The following is a 19,158-nucleotide window of genomic DNA, read 5'->3' as shown; positions in this document are numbered from 1 at the left end:
AGGACAAAAATAGTTGAGCCCAAGTAAAAAACGAACCATTCATCAATCTGTTTGATGAGTGGTTCGTTTTTTTGCGATGGTGCATATCGTTTTATTTGTTTCGTTCCTTCTAGCAGTTGATTGGAGGGCAAGGCGAAGACTCCTGCGGGAAAAGCGGAACAGGTGAGACCCCGCAGGAGCGTAAGCGACGAGGAGGCTCAGCGCCCGCCCGCGGAAAGCGAAGCCTTGCACGGAAATCAATTGCGGTGTCATAAGCAGTCCAGCTCATGTATCTCATTTGTTCGTCTTTCAATTGGATTTATTTCGTTATGTCTCAACCTCTTTTTTGTTTTCTGTAAATAAATCAACGAGTTTTTTGTAAAGCTAAATTTATCGAAATATGCTAGTATAGGTTCATTCATTCTTTTATTCTTATTATGATAGGCATCAATGGAGGTTCTTACTAATGAAAGCAAATTATTGTAAAGATACAAAGGCCGTTCGAACGAGCCGCATTTTCCCTAATGATATTAATAATCACAATACTTTATTTGGCGGAAAATTAATGAGTGATATTGATATGATTGCGTCCATTTCAGCTTATCGTCACAGTCGTACAGAGTGTGTGACGGCTTCAGCAGACTCTATTCACTTTCTGCACCCTATTACGCCTCAGGATTCTGTATGTTTGGAGTCATACGTATCATGGACAGGTCGTTCATCCATGGAAGTGTTTGTGAAAGTGATTAAAGAAAATTTAAAAACCGGGGAGCGTCAAATTGCAGCTACATCATTTTTAACTTTTGTGGCAATGGATGATGATGGAAAGCCCCGCGCAGTACCGGAGCTTATTCCAGAAACAGAAGAAGAAAAATATCTGTTTCAAACGGGGGCAGATCGTGCTGCCACACGTAAACAAGTGCGTAAAAAAAGCAATGAACTAGCCTCAGTGTTGGATTTAGGACAACCTTGGTAGCATAAAAGAGAGGCTGAAAAGTATTTTAGCTCAAGTGAAAAACGAACCACTGATCAGCACGTTTGATTAGTGGTTCGTTTTTTTTTGTTATGGTGAACGTAGGTTTCAGCTGTTTCGTTCTTTCTAGCAGTTGATTGAAAGGAGAGGTGAAGTCTTCCAATCAACTGCGGTGTCACAAGCGGTTCAGCTTATGTATCCCATTTGTTCGTCTTAGGATTGGATTCATTTTGTTATGCCTCATCCTCTTTTTTATATTTGATGAATCTTTCCTCCTAATCGAGAGGAGGAAACAAAATTATATGAAATTTATTTTCGTTCATGGTAATATGAATTTAATATAATTTTCTAAAAAGTTTAAAAAGTACAACATTTATAAAGAAAGGTGTCGTGTCTAATGGTAACAGTAGAAGCAGCAGAAAGACAAAACAGCAGCACTGCCCTGCGCCGTGATGTAAAATTTCTCGGTCAATTGTTAGGGAAAGTTCTGGTTCACCAAGGTGGAGAAGAACTGCTCAACAAAGTAGAAAAAATACGCGAAGTGGCAAAATCACTTAGAGAAAACAAAGATGAAGTCATCTATAAAGAAATAAAAAATGAAATCGTTACTCTTGAACAGCCGATGCGCGCGCAGGTTATTCGGGCGTTTGCCGTTTATTTTCATTTAGTTAATATTGCAGAGCAAAATCATCGAATTCGTCGCAGACGGGAATATCAGCAGCAAGAAGATTCTATTATGCAGCCGGGTTCATTGGAAAGCGCCGTTGTTTCGCTTAAAAATAATGGCGTGGCGCCAGATGTAATTGCTAATTTGCTTCAAACTTTATCACTTGAGCTTATCATCACGGCACATCCAACAGAAGCCACTAGACGAAGTGTCCTTGATATTCATAAACGAATGGCTGAGCTTCTGAAAAACTTGGATAATCCAACGTTAACAAAACGTGAACGTACAGAAATTGAAGAAAGACTGTTTAGCGAAGTGTTAATTTTATGGCAAACAAATGAACTGCGAGATCGCAAGCCAACCGTAATGGATGAAGTATCCAATGGATTATATTATTTTGATGAAACGTTATTTGAAGTGCTTCCTCAACTTCATCAGGAATTGGAAAATTCATTGCAGGAGAATTACCCCGAAGAAAATTGGAAAGTGCCTAATATTCTTCGATTTGGTTCATGGATTGGCGGAGACCGAGATGGAAATCCAAACGTAACTCCTAAAGTAACGTGGCAAACGCTTGTCAAACAAAGGAAGTTAGCTATTCGTAAATATAAAGAGTCGCTTACTCAATTGAGACAAAGGTTAAGTCAGTCTACAAAAAGAGTCGCAGTTTCAGATAATCTTGTTGATTCTATTAATCAAGAAATATCGCTGCTGCCTGAGAAAAAGCGATGGAGAATCAAACACGAAGTATATCGCTGCAAGCTTACGATTATGCTTCATAAATTAAATTTAGTTGGAGAGTCGGAAGCAGGTTATCAAAGGTCGGAAGAACTTTTACAAGATTTGTTTCTCATCAAAGATAGCTTGCAAAAGCATCAGCCTCAAGATTATCAGCTGAAAAGCTTGTGTAAATTAATTCGCCAAGTTGAGCTGTTTGGATTTCATTTAGCAACGCTTGATATCCGTAATCACAGCGGAGAACACGAAGCGGCAATCAAAGAAATTTTCCATGCTGTTTCTTTAGCTGAAGATTATTCAGCGTTAACAGAAGAGAAAAAAGTTGAGCTGCTAGGGAAAGTTCTTCAAGACCCAAGACCTGTGCTATCGTTTGTAGAGAATTACTCTAAAGAAACGCAGCAAGTAATTGAAGTATTTAACATGATACATCGAGCACATAAAGAATTTGGAGAAAGATCTATTGAAGTCTACTTAATCAGTATGACGCAGTCTGCAAGTGATTTGTTAGAAGTCATGGTACTTGCCAAAGAAGCGGGTATTTACCGCCTTCATGCAGATGGCCGCATTGAAAGCAAGTTAAATATAGCCCCGCTGCTTGAAACGATCGATGATCTCACAGCAGGTCCTAAGATTATGGAACAGCTATTTCAATTAGATTTTTATCGAGAGCACTTAAGAAAACAGAAGGATTTGCAGGAAATCATGCTTGGCTACTCAGATGGAAGCAAAGATGGCGGAACGCTTACCGCTAATTGGAAGCTCTACAAAGCGCAGCAGGAAATTCACGATATGGCGAGGAAGTATCAAGTTCGTCTGAAGTTTTTCCATGGCCGAGGCGGCTCACTAGGCCGAGGAGGAGGCCCGTTAAACCGAAGCATTTTATCTCAGCCTGTTGAGACGCTAGGAGACGGTGTTAAAATTACAGAGCAAGGAGAAGTTCTTTCTTCTAGATACTCTTTATATGACATTGCTTACCGAAGCCTTGAACAAGCGGTCTCAGCTCTTCTTACAGCGGCAGCAAATGTTTCTCAAGAAGCTGAACAATGTGATATTCGTACACATGAATGGGAAGAAACAATGGACGAGATTTCAACTGCTTCGTTACGTAAGTATCAAGAGCTTGTTTTCAACGATCCAGACTTTTTAACCTACTTTAAACAAGCTACACCTCTTCCTGAGCTCGGGGCTTTAAATATTGGGTCACGTCCAATGAGTCGAAAAGGAAGTGATCGCTTTGAAGACTTGCGAGCAATTCCATGGGTATTTGCATGGACGCAAAGCAGACAGCTGCTTCCAGCCTGGTACGCTGCAGGTACGGGCTTACAGCATTTAGTAGAGAAATCCGGAGATATACAGCTTCTTCAGCAAATGTATAAAGAATGGCCATTTTTCCGCTCGACCGTCGATAACCTGCAAATGGCTTTAACAAAAGCAGATTTAATGGCAGCAAAAGAATACACAGAAATGGTACAAGATCCGGTTATTTCAGAGAGGATTTTTACCGCTATTAAAAAAGAGTATAATGTTACGAAAGAAATGATTCTTCAAATCACGGGGCAAAAAGAATTAATGGATCATCTTCCTACGATTAAAGAATCTATTAAATTACGAAATCCGTATGTGGACCCTCTAACCTTCTTGCAAGTTAAGGTTATTTCCAAGCTGCGTGAAGATGAGGCTGAAACGTTAAATGAAGAACTTTTAAAAGAAGCATTATTAACGATTAACGGCATTGCAGCAGGATTGCGTAACACAGGCTGATGATACCAAAAGACACCTCAATAAAACAAAAGAGGTGTCTTTTGTTCATTCTTCTCACATAAAGAACTGCCTGTCAGTTCCTTCTCTTTTAAAGAGAACTTCCGTCTGTTGAATAGGCACTGAGAAAAATCAGTGATAAAATAGAGAAGAACTGGTAATATTCTACAAACAAGTGCTAGTGGTGGGGTAACTAGATTGAATATGGAGGACGAGGATAATGGTAAAAAATTCGCAAATCTTCATTGAAGCTGACTCCGAGAATTCTGTATTTATTGGACTGGAATTTTGTGAGTATACACAAAAAATGAATCCTACTTGTTTGTCCAAACAGCATATAAATGTGTTTATTCATCCGGAAGAACTCACTGTGGAATTTAAGAAAACAAAAAGTGATAGAACTATTGATGATTTCCATCTGATGCATATCGTTCCGGTTCATTGCTTTAATTATTTATTATGTTCGATTTCGCAAGGTATTGTTACAGATGTTCAGCTAAAAGCGGTCGGTCATCAAGGAGAAACGTTGTTTGAAGAAAATCTTACATTGAAGTTTCATGAAAAAGCGACGGATTATGAAGAAACGCTCTCATTTTTCAAACATTTAAATCAAGAAATACAAAAACAGACGAAAAAATATACAGCCAGTTATATGAGCTCATGATAAAGAAAGCTGCGGTTTTAAAAACCGCAGCTTTTATTCGTTTAACCGAAAAAATTATGTGAGAGATGCTTACAAAGCAAGAGATTTTTCAGTGGGAAATTGATAAAGTAAAAATAAGAGAAATCAGTGGACAGAAAAGCTTTTAGCGGCTGGCCGCTTTTTATTCAATATGCAAGGGTTAGGTATTGAGATTAAAAAATAGCGATGAATACGTATTGTTATTGTAGATGAAGTGCTAAGGTCGCTCTATCTGCAATTATGTAGAATCTTCGCGCGCTTATAGTCTGTTTTACGGAACGAAAAAGCTGCGGAATTAGAAGAACTCCTTCTATTTCTGCGGTTTTTTTTATAAATAAGAAATAAATTCACTTATCGTACGGAGGCGATGCAGATGATTAAAGATTTAGTATTGGCTAAGGAATGGCTGCCTGCAGCTTATTCACATGATTTAACAGATCAGCCCTTGCAAGTAACGATTTTAGAAGAGCGAGTTGCGCTGTTTCGCACAACTAATGCCATTAAAGCATTTAAAGATTTGTGCATCCATCGCGGTGCAGCGTTATCTCTTGGGAAAGTAGTAGATGATTGCATTGTGTGCCCTTATCACGGATGGAAATACGATGGTGCCGGGGCTTGTGTGAAAATTCCTCAACAGCCGTCGGGAAGAGCGATTCCTTCAAAAGCAAAAGCACAGGTATATGATTGCGTTGAAAAGTATGGGATTATATGGGTGAAGATGAACAGCGAGGCAAGTGATATTCCTCTTCCTCAGTATGACGAATACCTTAACTCCGGATTTAAAACGGTTTGCGCCAACCCTCATACTCTGCAGGCAGCAGCTCCTCGTGTCGTAGAAAACTTTCTAGATGTAAGCCATTTGGCTTTTGTTCACGAAGGAAGCCTTGGACACTCGGATTACGCCGAAATTCCTGATTATAAGGTACATTGGAAAGATAACCGATACATTTCTGACGAAATCGCTGTGTACGCAGATGCAGATGGTACGGGTAACTTTGCGACTATTTATTATACTTTTGAAATTCTTCGTCCTGCCGTTGCAAGGTTGAAAAAAGTGAACTATGAAACGGGTGAAATCTTTTCGATGCTGTTTGCGGTTTTACCTGAAGAGGAAAGAAAGTCGACTGTGTTTGCATTGGTTTCTAGAAACTATTCGTTTGATGCACCTGATCAATATTTCCGTGATTTTCAGCAGCTTATTATTGAACAAGATACGAGCATTGTAGAAAGTCAAAAACCCGAAGAGCTGCCGCTTGACTTACAAGCAGAGCTTCATTTGAATCCGGACCGACTGAGTATTGCCTATAGAAGATGGCTCGGTGATTTAGGAGTGACCTTTGGAAGTGACGTAGGAACAAGATTAAAAAAAGCTGCTCAATAAAAAAGAAGAAAGGAGTCTCCTTTCTTCTTTTTTATGTATGTTCACGGATAAGCTGCTGATAGCTATTAAAAAGGGTAGGATATGTTAAGCGGCTTAAGATGACGCAGGAAAGCGTAGCAGACGCTAGGATAGTAAAAACGATGAGCAGCTGGAATTTGACTGCTTGTATCGGATCTGCCCCTCCAATAATCTGGCCTGTCATCATGCCGGGAAGCTGAACGAGTCCAATTGTTTTTTGGCTTTCTACAGTAGGAATCATGCTAGCTTTGATTGCGGCATTTAAAATACTATGAATAGCTTGTTTAGGAGTTCCGCCAAGCGCCAGAATCAATTGAATTTCGTCTCGCCTTCTATTTACTTCAGCGTCTAACCGATTTAAAAATAAATTGGCCAAAATCATCGAATTTCCAATAATCATACCGCTGACAGGAATGACATATCGCGGAGTAGCAGGGATAATATGTAGGCCCAGCATAACGCTTTGGGTCAGGATTTCTACAATAAAAAGAGTGACAAATACACGAAAGAAAGCTTTAAATCCCTGCTTTTTTTTCTTTACAACATTTTGGGAAGCGACCGTCAGCATAACGAATAAAATGAGAATCATAAAAGCTGGGTGATTCGCGTCAAAAATAAAAGATAAAACATATCCGATCACTAACAGCTGAACGGCTGCTCGAATACTGGCAATGATAATATCTTTCTCGAGTCCTATACGAAAAGATTTTGATAAAAAAAGAGCAATAAAAACAAAAACGATGGTAAAAATCAGTGAAAGTGAACTCATAGAAAGGCTCCTTCAATAAATTGTTTTGTTTCAGCTTTTACAGGAGCATGAAAAAAGGTCTCCGTCTTCGCTTTTTCTACAATCACTCCGTTCATTAAAAGCCAGACTTCCTCTCCTAAACGTTTGGCTTGTTCTAAATTATGGGTAACCCAAATAATCGTTTTATTCTGCTCTTTATGTAAATGAGAAATAAGCTGTTCAATTTCATGAGCAGAAGTGGCATCCAAAGCGGAAGTGATTTCGTCTAAAAGCAAAAGGTCAGATCCGTTCGACAGCGTGCGCGCTAATGATAACCTTTGTCTTTGACCACCGGATAAATCTCTTGCATCCTGCCCTAACAAGTCAGGGGAAAGACCGGTTAAGGCACAGAGTTCTTCAGGCATAATATCCTGTTTGCCGTGCAGCTTTTGAACAAGCATCATATTATCTCGCACTGTTCCATCAATAACAGGAGCTGATTGAAAAGCGATGCCCACTTTTTTTCGCAAATCAGAAATATTCCATTTGCTAATGTCTTTTCCATATACTTCAATACTTCCTTCATCAGGTGCAGAAAGTAAATTGCACATGGAAAGAAGGGTGCTTTTTCCGGATCCTGATGGTCCTACCATCATGACGAGCGAGCCTTGCATCACTGTACCCGATATGCCTTTTAAAACACTATGTTCTTTATCTTTAAATGTTTTATGAACGTCTGTAAATGTAATGGCAGGTATTGAATTGAACGTGTTCATAGTAACTCCTTTTTCATTCGTTTTGTTTATTGTAGCATAAGCGAAAGTATAAAAAGTTATTGGGCGATATAAAAAAAGCTGTGAAAAACCACAGCTTTTAAACAGTTGTATTCACTTTTTGGCTGGCTTTTAAGGCATAATCTAAATCTTCAAGAAGGTCGTCGATTGCTTCTGTTCCAACCGACAGACGAATGAGTTCTGGCGTCACACCCGAAGCTTTTTGTTCGTCTTCAGATAGCTGTTGATGAGTGGTGCTTGCCGGGTGAATAATGAGTGATTTAGAGTCGCCAATATTGGCTAAATGAGAAAATAACTGAACTGAATCAATTAACTTAGCCGCTGCGTTTTTTCCTCCTCTTACTCCGAATGTTAAAATGGCTCCTTGTCCTTTAGGCAGGTATTTTTGTGCCAAAGAATAGGAAGGGTGGGAAGGAAGCCCCGCATAATTTACCCATTCTACTAATTCATGCTGCTCTAAAAATTTCGCTACCTTTAATGCGTTTTCGCTGTGACGCTCTAATCGCAGATGGAGTGTTTCTACTCCTTGAAGAAGTAAAAAGGAATTAAAAGGTGATAAAGCAGCTCCAATATCTCGTAAAAGCTGAACGCGCGCTTTTGTAATATAAGCAGCTTCACCGGCAGCTTCTGTGTATACGAGGCCATGATAACTTGGATCTGGAGTTGTTAAGTCTGGAAATTTTCCGCTCGCTTCCCAATTAAATTTTCCACTGTCTACGATAACACCGCCAATTGCTGTTCCATGCCCTCCAAGAAACTTAGTAGCAGAATGAACGACAATATCTGCTCCAAAATCGATGGGGCGAAGAAGGTAAGGGCTTGGAACGGTATTATCAATAATAAGAGGAATTCCATGTTCGTGGGCAATGTCTGCAACTGCCTCGATGTCTAGCACATTTCCCTGTGGATTTCCAACGGATTCAGCATAAATTGCCTTTGTTTTGGAAGTGATTGCACTTCTAAAATTTTCTGGATTATCGGCGTTTACAAATTTGACGGTAATGCCCAGTTTAGGAAGCGTAGACGAAAAGAGGTTATATGTTCCCCCATATAAACTGCTTGCTGATACAATTTCATCTCCTGCGGAAGCGATATTCAAAATGGAAAAGGTAGTAGCCGACTGACCTGAAGCTACTCCTAGAGCACCAACTCCGCCTTCTAACTCAGCAATTCGCTGTTCAAAAACGTCCGTAGTAGGGTTTACAATTCGAGTGTAGATATAGCCTTGTTCACTTAAATTAAATAAAGACGCAGCATGCTCCGTATCTTTAAATCCAAATGAGCTTGTTTGATAAATAGGTACGGCACGCGAAAAAGTAGCTGGGTCAAGCTGTTGACCAGAATGGATCGCTTGTGTTTCAGGACGAAATGGTTTCTTAGCAGACATTGAAACTCCTCCTTAGATATAAAACGTATAAAAAACATAGGAATAATAAACTTTAATCATAATATACGAATTCTATTGAATGATGTCAAATTATAATTAGAATATTTAGAAAATATAAAAAGGATTAATAATGTAATTTAGCATTAAGACATCTCTTTAATTGTTAAAAATACCATAAAAAATATAAAATGTAAGAAAAATGTAAATGTATTTGTATAATTATGTTAGAATATTAGGTGTTTGAGAGTTTCTTAGAGAGCCAATTTTGCTAGAAGACTTTAAAAAATAGTAAAAGGTGGGTCTTAAGAGCTACTAACAAAACAAAATAAAAGGAGTTTGATTATGAGCACAGAAGTTAACGTATCTTCCGAAGTCCAAGAGAAAGGAAAGCCTTCTATTTTTGGTTTTATTACGAGTCCGGTTGTACAGTTTGAGAAAATGAAAAGCAATCCGGTCATCTGGGGACCTCTTTTACTTATCCTCATCTTAACAGCTGCAACAACGATTCTAGCCGTCTATACCCCTCAGGCACAAGAGGCGCTGCAACAGCAAAAAGAAGCTGGTATTGAAGTGAATTCAACATTTAGTATGATTGGCGGAGCGATTGGCGGAGTTATTGCAGTAGTTGCTACACTGGCATTCACAAGTTTGATTCTGTTTTTAATTGCAAAGTTAGGAACTGGAAAAACAACGTACCGCCAAATGTTTAGTTTGAATTTGTTTGTTACGTTCATCACAGTAATCGGTCAGCTAATTAATACGGGAGTCGCTGCACTAGCACATACTTCAGCGAATGTGACTTCGTTAAATGGAATGGTTGATGCTAAAGGTGCTATTGGAGGCGTATTTACTTCAATCGAAATTTTCTCTATATGGGGACTTATTTTGACAGCAGTCGGGCTGCAAAAAGTAGCGAATTTATCAAAAGCTGCTTCAATTATTACCGTAATTGTTTTATTTATCTTAGGAGCTGCTATTTCAGGAGTTGGAGGAGCTGCTTCAGAAGCGCTTAAAGGAGCAGGGTTGTAAATGAAAAAAGGAATAATTATTACAGCCGTAACAGTTGTTATTGTTGCGGTTATTGGGATTAATGTATATCGTGCACAAAGTGTAGGTGGTAAAGCAGTTGATGTTCAAGTAACAACTGTAAAAGAAAAAAAGTTAAGAAATACAGTGATGGTTCCGGGTACGTTAAAGCTTGCTGATGAGCAATACGTTTACTTTGACGCTGAAAAAGGCGAGGTTGAACGATTTCATGTAACGGAAGGATCGCGCGTACAGCAGGGAACTTCTCTCGTAACGTACGAAAGCGATACGCTTGATTTAGAGCAAGAACAAAACAAATTAGAAAAAAAATCCAGTCAACTGCAAATTGACTCCGTAAGCAAACAGCTTTCTAATTTAAATAAAAAACAAAAAGAATTGGAAAAAGAAATGAGTAAGCAAGAAGCGAGAGATCAAATTGACACAGAGCGTACGCAGCTCAACCTCGACTTAGAAACGGCTAAAATTGACTTAGAACGAAACAAACTAGAAGCCAAATCAATTGCTAAAAAAGAGCGTAATTTAGACGTAACGAGTGATATTAGCGGGACTGTGCTAGAAGTAGATAAAGAAGCGGTTAATAACACGAGTGAAGTTCAAAAGCCGCTTATACATATTGGTAATACCGATGAATACTTAGCTACTGGCGTGCTTTCTGAGTACGACGCTTTAAAAATTAAAACCGGTCAAGCTGTTAAAATTACATCAGATGTACTGCCTGATAAAGAATGGTCAGGGAGCGTAAAACAAATTGACTATCTACCTCAGCAGCAGGCATCAGCGGAGGCAGGCAATGATGCAGCGAATCAATATCCAGTTGAAGTAAAAGTAGATGACCAAGATATCACGATGATTAAGCCGGGATTTAAGCTGCTGCTTGAAATTGAAACAAGCAGTAAGAAAGCTTCATCACTGCCGATAAAAGCAGTTGTAAATGAAGACGGAGAAAAATTTGTATACGTCGTGAAAGATAAAAAGGCGGTTCGTAAGGAAGTAAAGGTAGGAGAAACAACCAACAAATTTATTGAAATCAAAAGCGGCGTTTCTTCTAAAGATAAAGTTATTGCCAATCCTTCAAAGGACTTAACTGACGGTGCGGAAGTGACTGTTCAATGATTGAGCTTGTAAATATTCATAAAAGCTATCATCTTGGCAAAGAGGAAGTACCGATTTTAAAAGATATTAATTTGAAGATTTATGACGGTGAGTTTGTTGCGATTATGGGTCCTTCAGGCTCCGGAAAATCAACGCTCATGAACATTATCGGATGCTTAGACCGCGCGTCTTCGGGCTCCTATTTATTAAATGAACAAGAAATCTCTACTTACAGCGATGAGCAGCTGGCAAAAGTAAGAAATATTCATATCGGCTTTGTTTTTCAGCAGTTTCAGCTGCTGCCGCGTTTATCAGCTGTCGAAAACGTAGAGCTTCCAATGGTATATGCCGGCGTATCGCGTAAGGAAAGACGAGCCAGAGCAGAAGCTGCGTTGGAAAAAGTAGGACTGAGTGAGCGAATGAAACACTTGCCGAGCGAGTTATCAGGTGGTCAAAAGCAGCGTGTTGCTATTGCTCGCTCTATTGTTAACAATCCGACGCTTATTTTAGCCGATGAACCCACAGGAGCCTTAGATACAAAAACGAGTGCTGATATTATGGAGCAATTTTCTAAGCTAAATGCAGATGGGACAACAGTTGTAGTTATTACTCATGAACCTGAAGTGGCAGAGTACACATCGCGTACAGTTATCGTTCGTGACGGTAAGGTATTAAGTCATAGCAACAAGGAGAACGATAGCTTATGAGTTTAATAGAAAATATTCGTATGGCTTTTTCCTCGGTTCTTGCTCATAAAATGCGCTCTATTTTGACAATGCTTGGTATCATCATTGGCGTAGGGGCGGTTATTATCGTTGTTGCTATCGGCCAAGGCGGAGAACAGATGATTAAGTCGGAAATAACAGGAGCAAGCAATACAGTTGATGTCTACTATCAGCCTCCTGAAGACGAGATGCAAGCTGATGACCTTTCAATGATGGGAGAGCCCATTTTTACAGAGGATGATATTAAAGCTCTTTCGACTATTCCCGGCGTGAAGAATGTGGTGGCTTCTAGTTCAATGGGAATGGGAATAAGATATAGAGACAAGGAATCCGATACAACTGTTAATGCAATTAATGAAGGGTATATTGAAGTTAATCAGCTGGAGGTTTCGAAAGGAAGAATGTTAGACAGCTCTGACTTTTTATCAGGTAATCGAGTAGGTGTGATCACGAGCGATATGAAAAAAGAGCTGTTTGATAAAAAGGAAGCCCTTGGACAAGTAGTATGGGTTCAAGGACAGCCTATCAAAATTATTGGTGTGACAAAAAAGCCAACGGGCTTTTTAGCATTTGAAATGCCAACTATTTATATTCCAGATAATACGTATAAATCAAGCTTCGGTAAGCTTGACTACACAAACCTTAGCGTTCAAGCAAAAAGCTCTGATCAACTGAAAAAAGTAGGCAATGACGCAACGGATTTGTTAAATAATTTGCATGATGCTGAAGATGCTTACCAAGTGCAGAACTTAGAAGAAATAGCAGATAGCATTGGAAATGTAACGCGAATTATGACAACGATTATTGGATCGATTGCAGGCATTTCCCTGCTTGTTGGCGGGATTGGCGTTATGAACATTATGCTGGTTTCTGTAACGGAACGTACAAGAGAAATTGGTATTCGTAAAGCACTGGGAGCATCTAAAAGACAAATTCTAACTCAGTTTTTGATTGAATCCATTACGCTCACGTTAATTGGTGGCTTGCTTGGCATTGGCCTCGGCGCAGGCGGGGCAGCTCTTGTTTCGGTATTTGCCGGCTGGCCGTCATTAATTTCGTGGCAAGTAGTACTTGGAGGAGTGTTGTTTTCCATGACGATTGGCATTGTATTCGGCATGCTTCCTGCAAACAAAGCGGCGAAGCTAGATCCAATCGAAGCATTAAGATATGAATAAAGACATGCGTTCGCATGTCTTTATTTCAATTTAACGAGAACCAAGAAGATTTCTCGTTTTTCTTATTTATTACTTACTAGGGTTGATACGGGCTATGTTAATAATATCATGTATTTTCTCTACCAAATCGAGCATGAGAAATCCGTTTCCTTCAGAGCTTTTCCGGTATCCAAGAGGAAGCGTCCTTCTTACAAGTTGAGCATAGATTTCGGCTTCGATTAGAGAGCGGCCAAATTCCTTCTCACATAAGTTAATTAATAAAGCTAAAGCTCCTGCCACGTGAGGAGTTGCCATTGAAGTTCCTGAAAGAGTCGCATATTTACCTTCTAAAAAAGTAGAGATAATGTTAACTCCCGGTGCCACTAAATCCACTTCTTCATTGACGTTGGTAAAAGGAGCCAAGCTTAAGCTGTTGTCCACTGCTCCTACTTGAATGACTTCGTTGTAACTTCCTGGATATGAATATTCAAAAGTTTCTTCGCGATCATCACCTTCATTTCCAGCCGCAACAACGACAGAAACATCTTTATTCACAGCATTTTGAACAGCTTCGTGCAGTTCTGGAACGTCTTGTGGTCCCCCGAGTGACATGGAAATAACTCGTGCTCGCTCATTGTTAGGACCTCGCCATTCGACGGCGTAGTTAATAGCGTCAATAATCCATTCGTAATTTCCCGATCCTTCACCGGTAAGTACTTTTAAGCTTAGGATTTTTGCTTTGGGTGCCACCCCTACTACCCCTTCATTATTGAGCGCAGCAGCAATGGTACCAGACACGTGAGTGCCGTGCCCATTATTATCTTCAAATACAGAAGAATCTCCGTCATAATCCGAAGTGAAGTTTCTTCCTCCGATAATACAATCTTTTAAGTCAGGATGATTTGTGTCAACACCAGTGTCGATAACTGCAATTACAATGCCTTCTCCTTGATTGCTTTGTTCCCAAATAGCAGGTGCTTGAATTAAGCTTACTCCTTTAGGCGTTTCGTTTGTTGAGTCGATAATCGACTCAATTGTATAAGGAATTAATTTGACTTGTAACGGTTGTGTAGTCATAGTCATCCTCCTTAAAATGAATAAAAATGGAAGTTACTTAATTATAAATTCCCAACTATTGCTATAAATTAAACGCTTTTAATGCGAATCCTTTCTTTTTGAATAAAAAGACTCACAAAATATGTGAGAAGAGGAAAAAAGACCCTAAAGACAAGCCCGATAGAGATTTTTAATGTTATCTGTGTATTCACTTTTAATGTTTATCTCACACTATAGAAGAAAGAAACTCCAAGAAAAATCACATAGGACTGGTGACTTTTGATATAATTACGAACGGTATGACATTCTCAAAATACATGATATTTATAAATATATATTAATTTGCAAATTACGAAGGGGCTGAGAATAGTGTCAACTTTAACGTCTCAATCCGTCATTAAATGCGGAAAGTATGAGCTGAATTATGCGGATCGTACGCTTATTATGGGGATTTTAAACGTAAACCCGGATTCATTTTCAGACGGCGGAAAATACTACGATGTAGATAAAGCAGTTGCTCATGCTGAGGAAATGGTAAAGCAAGGAGCAGATATCATTGATATCGGAGGAGAATCAACTCGTCCTGGTTATACAAGAATTAGCGATGAAGAAGAGATTAAACGGATTGTGCCCGTTATTTCTGAAGTGGCTAAGCGCGTAGAGGTGCCGATTTCCGTAGATACATACAAATCGGAAGTGGCCAAACATGCGCTAGAAGCAGGAGCACATATTATTAATGATATATGGGGTGCAAAAGCCGATCCTAAAATGGCTCAAGTTGCAGCTGATTATAATGTGCCCATTATTTTAATGCACAACCGTCATGAGCCCAACTATACAAATCTGATTACAGATATGATAAGTGATTTAAAAGAAAGCATCTCCATTGCAAAAGCTGCAGGAGTTCGCGACGATCAAATTATTTTAGATCCAGGCGTTGGCTTTGGAAAAACGGCTGCCCATAATGTAGAAGCAATTCAGCATCTAGAGCAGCTGACGAATATGGGCTATCCGGTGCTCCTTGCTACTTCTCGTAAAGGATTTATTGGACAAATAGTCGATGCTCCTCCTACGGAAAGAATGGAAGGAACCGCAGCTACTGTATATGCTGGGATTGCACAAGGCGTTCAAATAGTTCGTGTTCATGATGTATTAGAAATCAAGCGCTTTGTAAAGATGGCAGATGTACTGGTAGGAAAACATGTCTTTCAGTTTTAATGATCATCAAGATAACTGCATTAAAGTCATTTTAAAACCTTAAAATGTCATATCTATTAGATAAAGATTCCTGAGCAGTGAAGCTCGGGAATTTTTTATGTATGTAAAGTGGCGGAGGAAAATAATGAACAATTGGATGGTTGATTTTACATAATTTAGCTTTATGATAGAAAGAGAAGATATAGCGCTTTCATATTCTGATTAAATTGTGCTGCTTAAAATGAAATAAATAACATCTTGGTATTTAGTCTTATTCAATCACCGAAATATGGAGGAGAGAAGAATGAAATTAGCATTGCTTCTTGTCATTATTATCGGCGTTGCTGCCCTTGCAGGTACGATCAGTGCTGCAAAGAAATTAGATGAAGATTACGGGAAATCTAAAAAGAAAAGTATAGTGAATTTATCTATTATTTACGGAGTTGTATTCATAGGATCAATCGTAGGAGTAGCATGGTATATTGCAGTGAGACCATAAATAAAGAGGTTGAGACATAACTAAATGAACCGAATCTAAAGACGAACAAATGAGATACATGAGTTGGACTGCTTATTACACCGCAGTTGATTTCCGTGCAAGGCTTCGCTTTCCGCGGACGGACGCTGAGCCTCCTCGTCGCTTGCGCTCGTGCGGGGGCTCACCTGTTCCGCTTTTACCACAGGAGTCTTCGCCTTGTCCTTCAATCATCTGCTAGAAAAAACGAAACAGATAAAACTATGTTCACCACAACAAAAAACAAACCATTAATCAACGTGGTGATTAACGGTTCGTTTTGCAATTGAGTTAAAATACTTTTGTCCTAGCCTCTTTATTTTGATTCCAAGGTTAATTCTCCGCTTGAAACAGCTATATCGATAGGGTATTTTCCATTTCCGTATTTTCCTTTTAATACATTCTCTGTTATCGTTGCATTGTTTAACTTAAAATTGTTGTTAATGTCACCGCTGCTTACTTTTCCATTCATTTTAAAACCAGCGCTTTTCGGAAGAACCAGCACGGCATCTCCGGATCCTACATCTACAGAAACGGCCTCTTCTAGCTTTTTAAAATCCATATAGAGATCACCAGATCCAATGCGCGCCTGAAGTTTTCCTTGATAGTTTGTTCCTTTAATTTCCCCAGAGCTGACAGCAAATTTAGCCGTTTGGGTCTCGACATTACTCAGCTGTAAATCTCCAGAATTAACATCCGTACGAAGAGAGGTGCTCATCAAGTTTGAAATGCTTGCATTTCCAGAACCTACTTTAATCGAAACATCTTTCAGCTGAAGCGCTTGTTCAGGATGTGTAGCAATTTGAAGGTCCCCCGAACCTACGTTAAGCGCAAGGTTATGGTGATAATCTTTAGGAATGTAGATTGTTACTTTTGTGTTTGAAAAAATAGAAAGCCATTGAAAGGGACTTTTTTGATACGCGACAAATAGGGTGTCTCCATTTTGCTTTACATCTACTTTTCCTTTACCTTCTACTTTTGTTTTAATATCTTGACGATCTTGCGGAACGACCGTTGTACTAATGCTTGGAGAGTCGATTTGAATACGCTGAACATCACTTGATAATGCCGCTTCAGACTTGGACGTCTTGAATGAACTTAACGACCAGGAGGAAGGCGCAAACGCAGTAGAAAAGAGGACTGCCGTACCACCTATCACTAAAATAAAAGCCAATATTTTTTTCACGTTATAACCCGCTTTCTACATATAATTAAATTTGTTTTCTTCTACCATAAAGTGTAAATTGAAAACCGGTTAACTTCAACGAACAACAGGATTATTTTTTTCTACGTCTTAAGTCGTAAAAACGAAACATTTTTTGTGAGGAGTTAAATGAAAAGCGAAGTAGAGATTTAAACATACTCATCAAAGAATTAATTTCTTTATTTCAAAAATAGGAAAATAATTGAGTTAAAAGAATGATTAAATTCACTTTTTTTGTGTGATTTTCCGATGAGTAGTTCAAAAGAAGTAATAAATAAATAGAATTTTCATACCAATTTTATTATTCCGAAAAACTTTTAAAGTGTTGATTATTAAAAAAATAAAGGGTAGAATTTGTTCATATCAATTGAATACAGCTAAGATTACGATCTTGTATATTATCAGTAATATGGTCTGATAGTCTCTACCTAGTAACCGTAAAAAACTAGACTACAAGAAAGTTTGGATATAAGCAGCAAAAAGAAGGGCATATTCTCATGAATACAGTCTTCTTTCACAGCTCTTACTTTTCATACTTTCTGTTATTGTCAGAATTTATGAAAAGTAAGAGCTTTTTTTGTTTTTCAAATACACACCTGGGAGTGGCTTGCATGTACTTTTTATTAAATTTATTAGGCGTTTTTGTAGTAATGGGCGTCGTCTTCTTATGTTCTCCTAAAAAGAAAGAAATAAAGTGGCGTCCGATTGCTTCACTATTAGTCGTTGAAGTCCTCATTACTTGGTTTATGTTAGGAACTTCAATCGGAACATGGATCATTAATAAAATTGCTTCGTTCTTTACTTGGCTGATTTCCTGTGCCAACGATGGAATTGCCTTTGCGTTTCCATCCGTAATGGGAAATCAAACGGTTGACTTTTTCTTCAGTGCATTACTGCCTATCATCTTTGTCGTGACGTTCTTTGATATTTTATCTTACTTTGGTATTTTAACGTGGATTATTGATAAAGTAGGCTGGGTCATTTCGAAAGTTTCTCGCTTGCCTAAATTAGAAAGCTTTTTCGCTATTCAAATGATGTTCTTAGGAAACACGGAAGCATTAGCCGTTATTCGTAATCAGCTTTCTGTGTTAAAGGACAACCGTTTGCTTACGTTTGGAATTATGAGTATGAGCAGTATTAGCGGATCTATTATCGGTGCTTATTTAACGATGGTTCCCGCTACGTACGTGTTTACCGCAATTCCACTGAACTGTTTAAACGCTCTTATTTTAGTGAGCTTATTGAATCCAGTTCATGTTACAAAAGAAGAAGATATGATTTACGTACCGCCAAAGTCAGAGAAAAAAGACTTTTTCTCTACCATTTCAAACAGTATGTTAGTCGGAATGAACATGGTAATTGTTATTTTAGCGATGGTTATTGGATATGTAGCTCTTACATCTGCGCTTAACGGTATTTTAGGCGTTATTGTAGACGGCTTGACTGTACAAAAGATTTTCTCTTACATCTTTAGTCCATTTGCATTCTTACTAGGGCTAACGGGACATGATGCCATGTACGTAGCTCAGCTGATGGGTATCAAGCTAGCAACAAATGAATTCGTGGCGATGATGGATTTGAAGAAAAATCTAGATACACTTCCACCGCATACGATTGCAGTTGCTACAACATTCTTAACATCTTTTGCTAACTTCAGTACGGTGGGTATGATTTATGGTACGTATAATTCTACGTTATCAGAAGGTAAATCAACGATTATTGGAAAAAACGTATGGAAACTGCTTGTGAGCGGTATCGCTGTTTCTTTATTAAGTGCTATGATTGTTGGATTGTTTGTTTGGTAAAAAGTGAAAAAGCTGTGCTTTCGTCTTCGAAAGCACAGCTTTTTTCTTGTTGTATCATCTATTCATTTGAAGAAAAACGCTTATGAATATCAACAGTAAAAGGAAATCACACTATTCAAGAAAAATTCATTTTACTTTTGCAGAAAAACATTTTAAATCTAGTGAGCATTATGTTAAGATTACAAAAGGCTGTTTCATTTAAATTGAGAACACCGCATAAATATGTAAGTAAATATGCATAGAAAACAAAGGTTTATTAA

At 38.6% G+C, this 19,158-nt stretch carries 18 protein-coding genes and 1 riboswitch; of the genes, 12 read left to right on the top strand and 6 right to left on the bottom strand.

All coding sequences use genetic code 11. The annotated features are described in order from the left end of the window. The first annotated feature begins 116 nt into the window (after positions 1-116). From SCI76_RS09980 to SCI76_RS09960, 5 genes are all read left to right on the top strand, one after another. Complete coding sequence (locus SCI76_RS09980) at positions 117-254, top strand: hypothetical protein (RefSeq protein ID WP_167387308.1); 138 nt, start codon at positions 117-119, stop codon at positions 252-254. 191 nt (positions 255-445) lie between these two features. Further along, on the top strand, positions 446-955 hold the full coding sequence (locus tag SCI76_RS09975; RefSeq protein WP_013055518.1) for an acyl-CoA thioesterase: 510 nt from the start codon (positions 446-448) through the stop codon (positions 953-955). 394 nt (positions 956-1,349) lie between these two features. Beyond that, entirely contained in the window at positions 1,350-4,118 is a 2,769-nt protein-coding gene (gene ppc / locus SCI76_RS09970; RefSeq protein WP_407545179.1) for a phosphoenolpyruvate carboxylase, read from the top strand. A gap of 217 nt (positions 4,119-4,335) precedes the next feature. Continuing rightward, entirely contained in the window at positions 4,336-4,779 is a 444-nt protein-coding gene (locus tag SCI76_RS09965) for a hypothetical protein (RefSeq protein ID WP_014461480.1), read from the top strand. A 391-nt stretch (positions 4,780-5,170) separates the two neighbouring features. Continuing rightward, the gene (locus tag SCI76_RS09960; protein WP_063248289.1) at positions 5,171-6,178 is read left to right on the top strand and encodes an aromatic ring-hydroxylating dioxygenase subunit alpha; all 1,008 of its coding nucleotides are present in this window, start codon (positions 5,171-5,173) and stop codon (positions 6,176-6,178) included. Between the two features lie 31 nt (positions 6,179-6,209). On the opposite strand, the gene SCI76_RS09955 is transcribed toward SCI76_RS09960, so the two are convergent. The 3 genes from SCI76_RS09955 to SCI76_RS09945 form a co-directional block, all read right to left on the bottom strand. Continuing rightward, on the bottom strand, positions 6,210-6,965 hold the full coding sequence (locus tag SCI76_RS09955; protein ID WP_028412093.1) for an ABC transporter permease: 756 nt from the start codon (positions 6,963-6,965) through the stop codon (positions 6,210-6,212). Beyond that, positions 6,962-7,699 (bottom strand): phosphate ABC transporter ATP-binding protein, encoded by a 738-nt coding sequence (locus SCI76_RS09950; RefSeq protein ID WP_048020062.1) that lies wholly within the window; start codon positions 7,697-7,699, stop codon positions 6,962-6,964. The genes SCI76_RS09955 and SCI76_RS09950 overlap by 4 nt, the downstream gene beginning before the upstream one ends. A 97-nt stretch (positions 7,700-7,796) precedes the next feature. Continuing rightward, complete coding sequence (locus tag SCI76_RS09945) at positions 7,797-9,104, bottom strand: homocysteine synthase (protein WP_028412095.1); 1,308 nt, start codon at positions 9,102-9,104, stop codon at positions 7,797-7,799. Positions 9,105-9,446: 342 nt separating this feature from the next. Between SCI76_RS09945 and SCI76_RS09940 the strand changes: the two genes are divergently transcribed. The 4 genes from SCI76_RS09940 to SCI76_RS09925 are packed head-to-tail and all read left to right on the top strand — an operon-like array spanning position 9,447 to position 13,143. Beyond that, complete coding sequence (locus SCI76_RS09940; protein WP_310884207.1) at positions 9,447-10,133, top strand: Yip1 family protein; 687 nt, start codon at positions 9,447-9,449, stop codon at positions 10,131-10,133. Continuing rightward, complete coding sequence (locus tag SCI76_RS09935; protein ID WP_407545178.1) at positions 10,134-11,264, top strand: efflux RND transporter periplasmic adaptor subunit; 1,131 nt, start codon at positions 10,134-10,136, stop codon at positions 11,262-11,264. It begins immediately after the preceding gene. After that, positions 11,261-11,950: an ABC transporter ATP-binding protein gene (locus tag SCI76_RS09930; protein ID WP_407545177.1), complete on the top strand. Its 690-nt coding sequence runs from the start codon at positions 11,261-11,263 to the stop codon at positions 11,948-11,950. The genes SCI76_RS09935 and SCI76_RS09930 overlap by 4 nt, the downstream gene beginning before the upstream one ends. Next, positions 11,947-13,143 (top strand): ABC transporter permease, encoded by a 1,197-nt coding sequence (locus SCI76_RS09925; protein ID WP_407545176.1) that lies wholly within the window; start codon positions 11,947-11,949, stop codon positions 13,141-13,143. The genes SCI76_RS09930 and SCI76_RS09925 overlap by 4 nt, the downstream gene beginning before the upstream one ends. A 69-nt stretch (positions 13,144-13,212) precedes the next feature. Here the strand turns inward: SCI76_RS09925 and SCI76_RS09920 are convergent, their stop codons facing one another. Next, entirely contained in the window at positions 13,213-14,199 is a 987-nt protein-coding gene (locus tag SCI76_RS09920; RefSeq protein ID WP_081214018.1) for a S8 family peptidase, read from the bottom strand. Between the two features lie 348 nt (positions 14,200-14,547). On the opposite strand from SCI76_RS09920, the gene folP reads away from it, so the two are divergent. Beyond that, on the top strand, positions 14,548-15,396 hold the full coding sequence (folP, locus tag SCI76_RS09915) for a dihydropteroate synthase (protein WP_394554443.1): 849 nt from the start codon (positions 14,548-14,550) through the stop codon (positions 15,394-15,396). A 283-nt stretch (positions 15,397-15,679) separates the two neighbouring features. Next, positions 15,680-15,874, top strand: coding sequence for a hypothetical protein (locus SCI76_RS09910; protein WP_394554445.1), 195 nt, complete (start codon positions 15,680-15,682; stop codon positions 15,872-15,874). 75 nt (positions 15,875-15,949) lie between these two features. Here the strand turns inward: SCI76_RS09910 and SCI76_RS09905 are convergent, their stop codons facing one another. Both SCI76_RS09905 and SCI76_RS09900 read right to left on the bottom strand, forming a co-directional pair. After that, positions 15,950-16,084 carry a hypothetical protein gene (locus SCI76_RS09905; protein WP_255899308.1) on the bottom strand — a complete coding sequence of 45 codons (135 nt, stop codon included), beginning with the start codon at positions 16,082-16,084 and terminating at the stop codon, positions 15,950-15,952. A gap of 121 nt (positions 16,085-16,205) precedes the next feature. After that, positions 16,206-17,075: a DUF4097 domain-containing protein gene (locus tag SCI76_RS09900; protein WP_407545175.1), complete on the bottom strand. Its 870-nt coding sequence runs from the start codon at positions 17,073-17,075 to the stop codon at positions 16,206-16,208. Between the two features lie 389 nt (positions 17,076-17,464). Next, a riboswitch (purine riboswitch) is annotated at positions 17,465-17,566 on the top strand. Between the two features lie 138 nt (positions 17,567-17,704). Here SCI76_RS09900 and SCI76_RS09895 point away from each other — a divergent pair. Next, positions 17,705-18,898 (top strand): NupC/NupG family nucleoside CNT transporter, encoded by a 1,194-nt coding sequence (locus SCI76_RS09895; protein ID WP_028412102.1) that lies wholly within the window; start codon positions 17,705-17,707, stop codon positions 18,896-18,898. The last annotated feature ends 260 nt before the right edge of the window (positions 18,899-19,158 follow it).

The sequence above is a fragment of the Priestia sp. HNGD-A6 genome, assembly GCF_045784335.1.
In the GTDB taxonomy this organism is placed as follows: domain Bacteria; phylum Bacillota; class Bacilli; order Bacillales; family Bacillaceae_H; genus Priestia; species Priestia zanthoxyli.
Note: the sequence above shows the minus strand (reverse complement) of the source record. Positions and strands in the feature narration are given on the sequence as shown.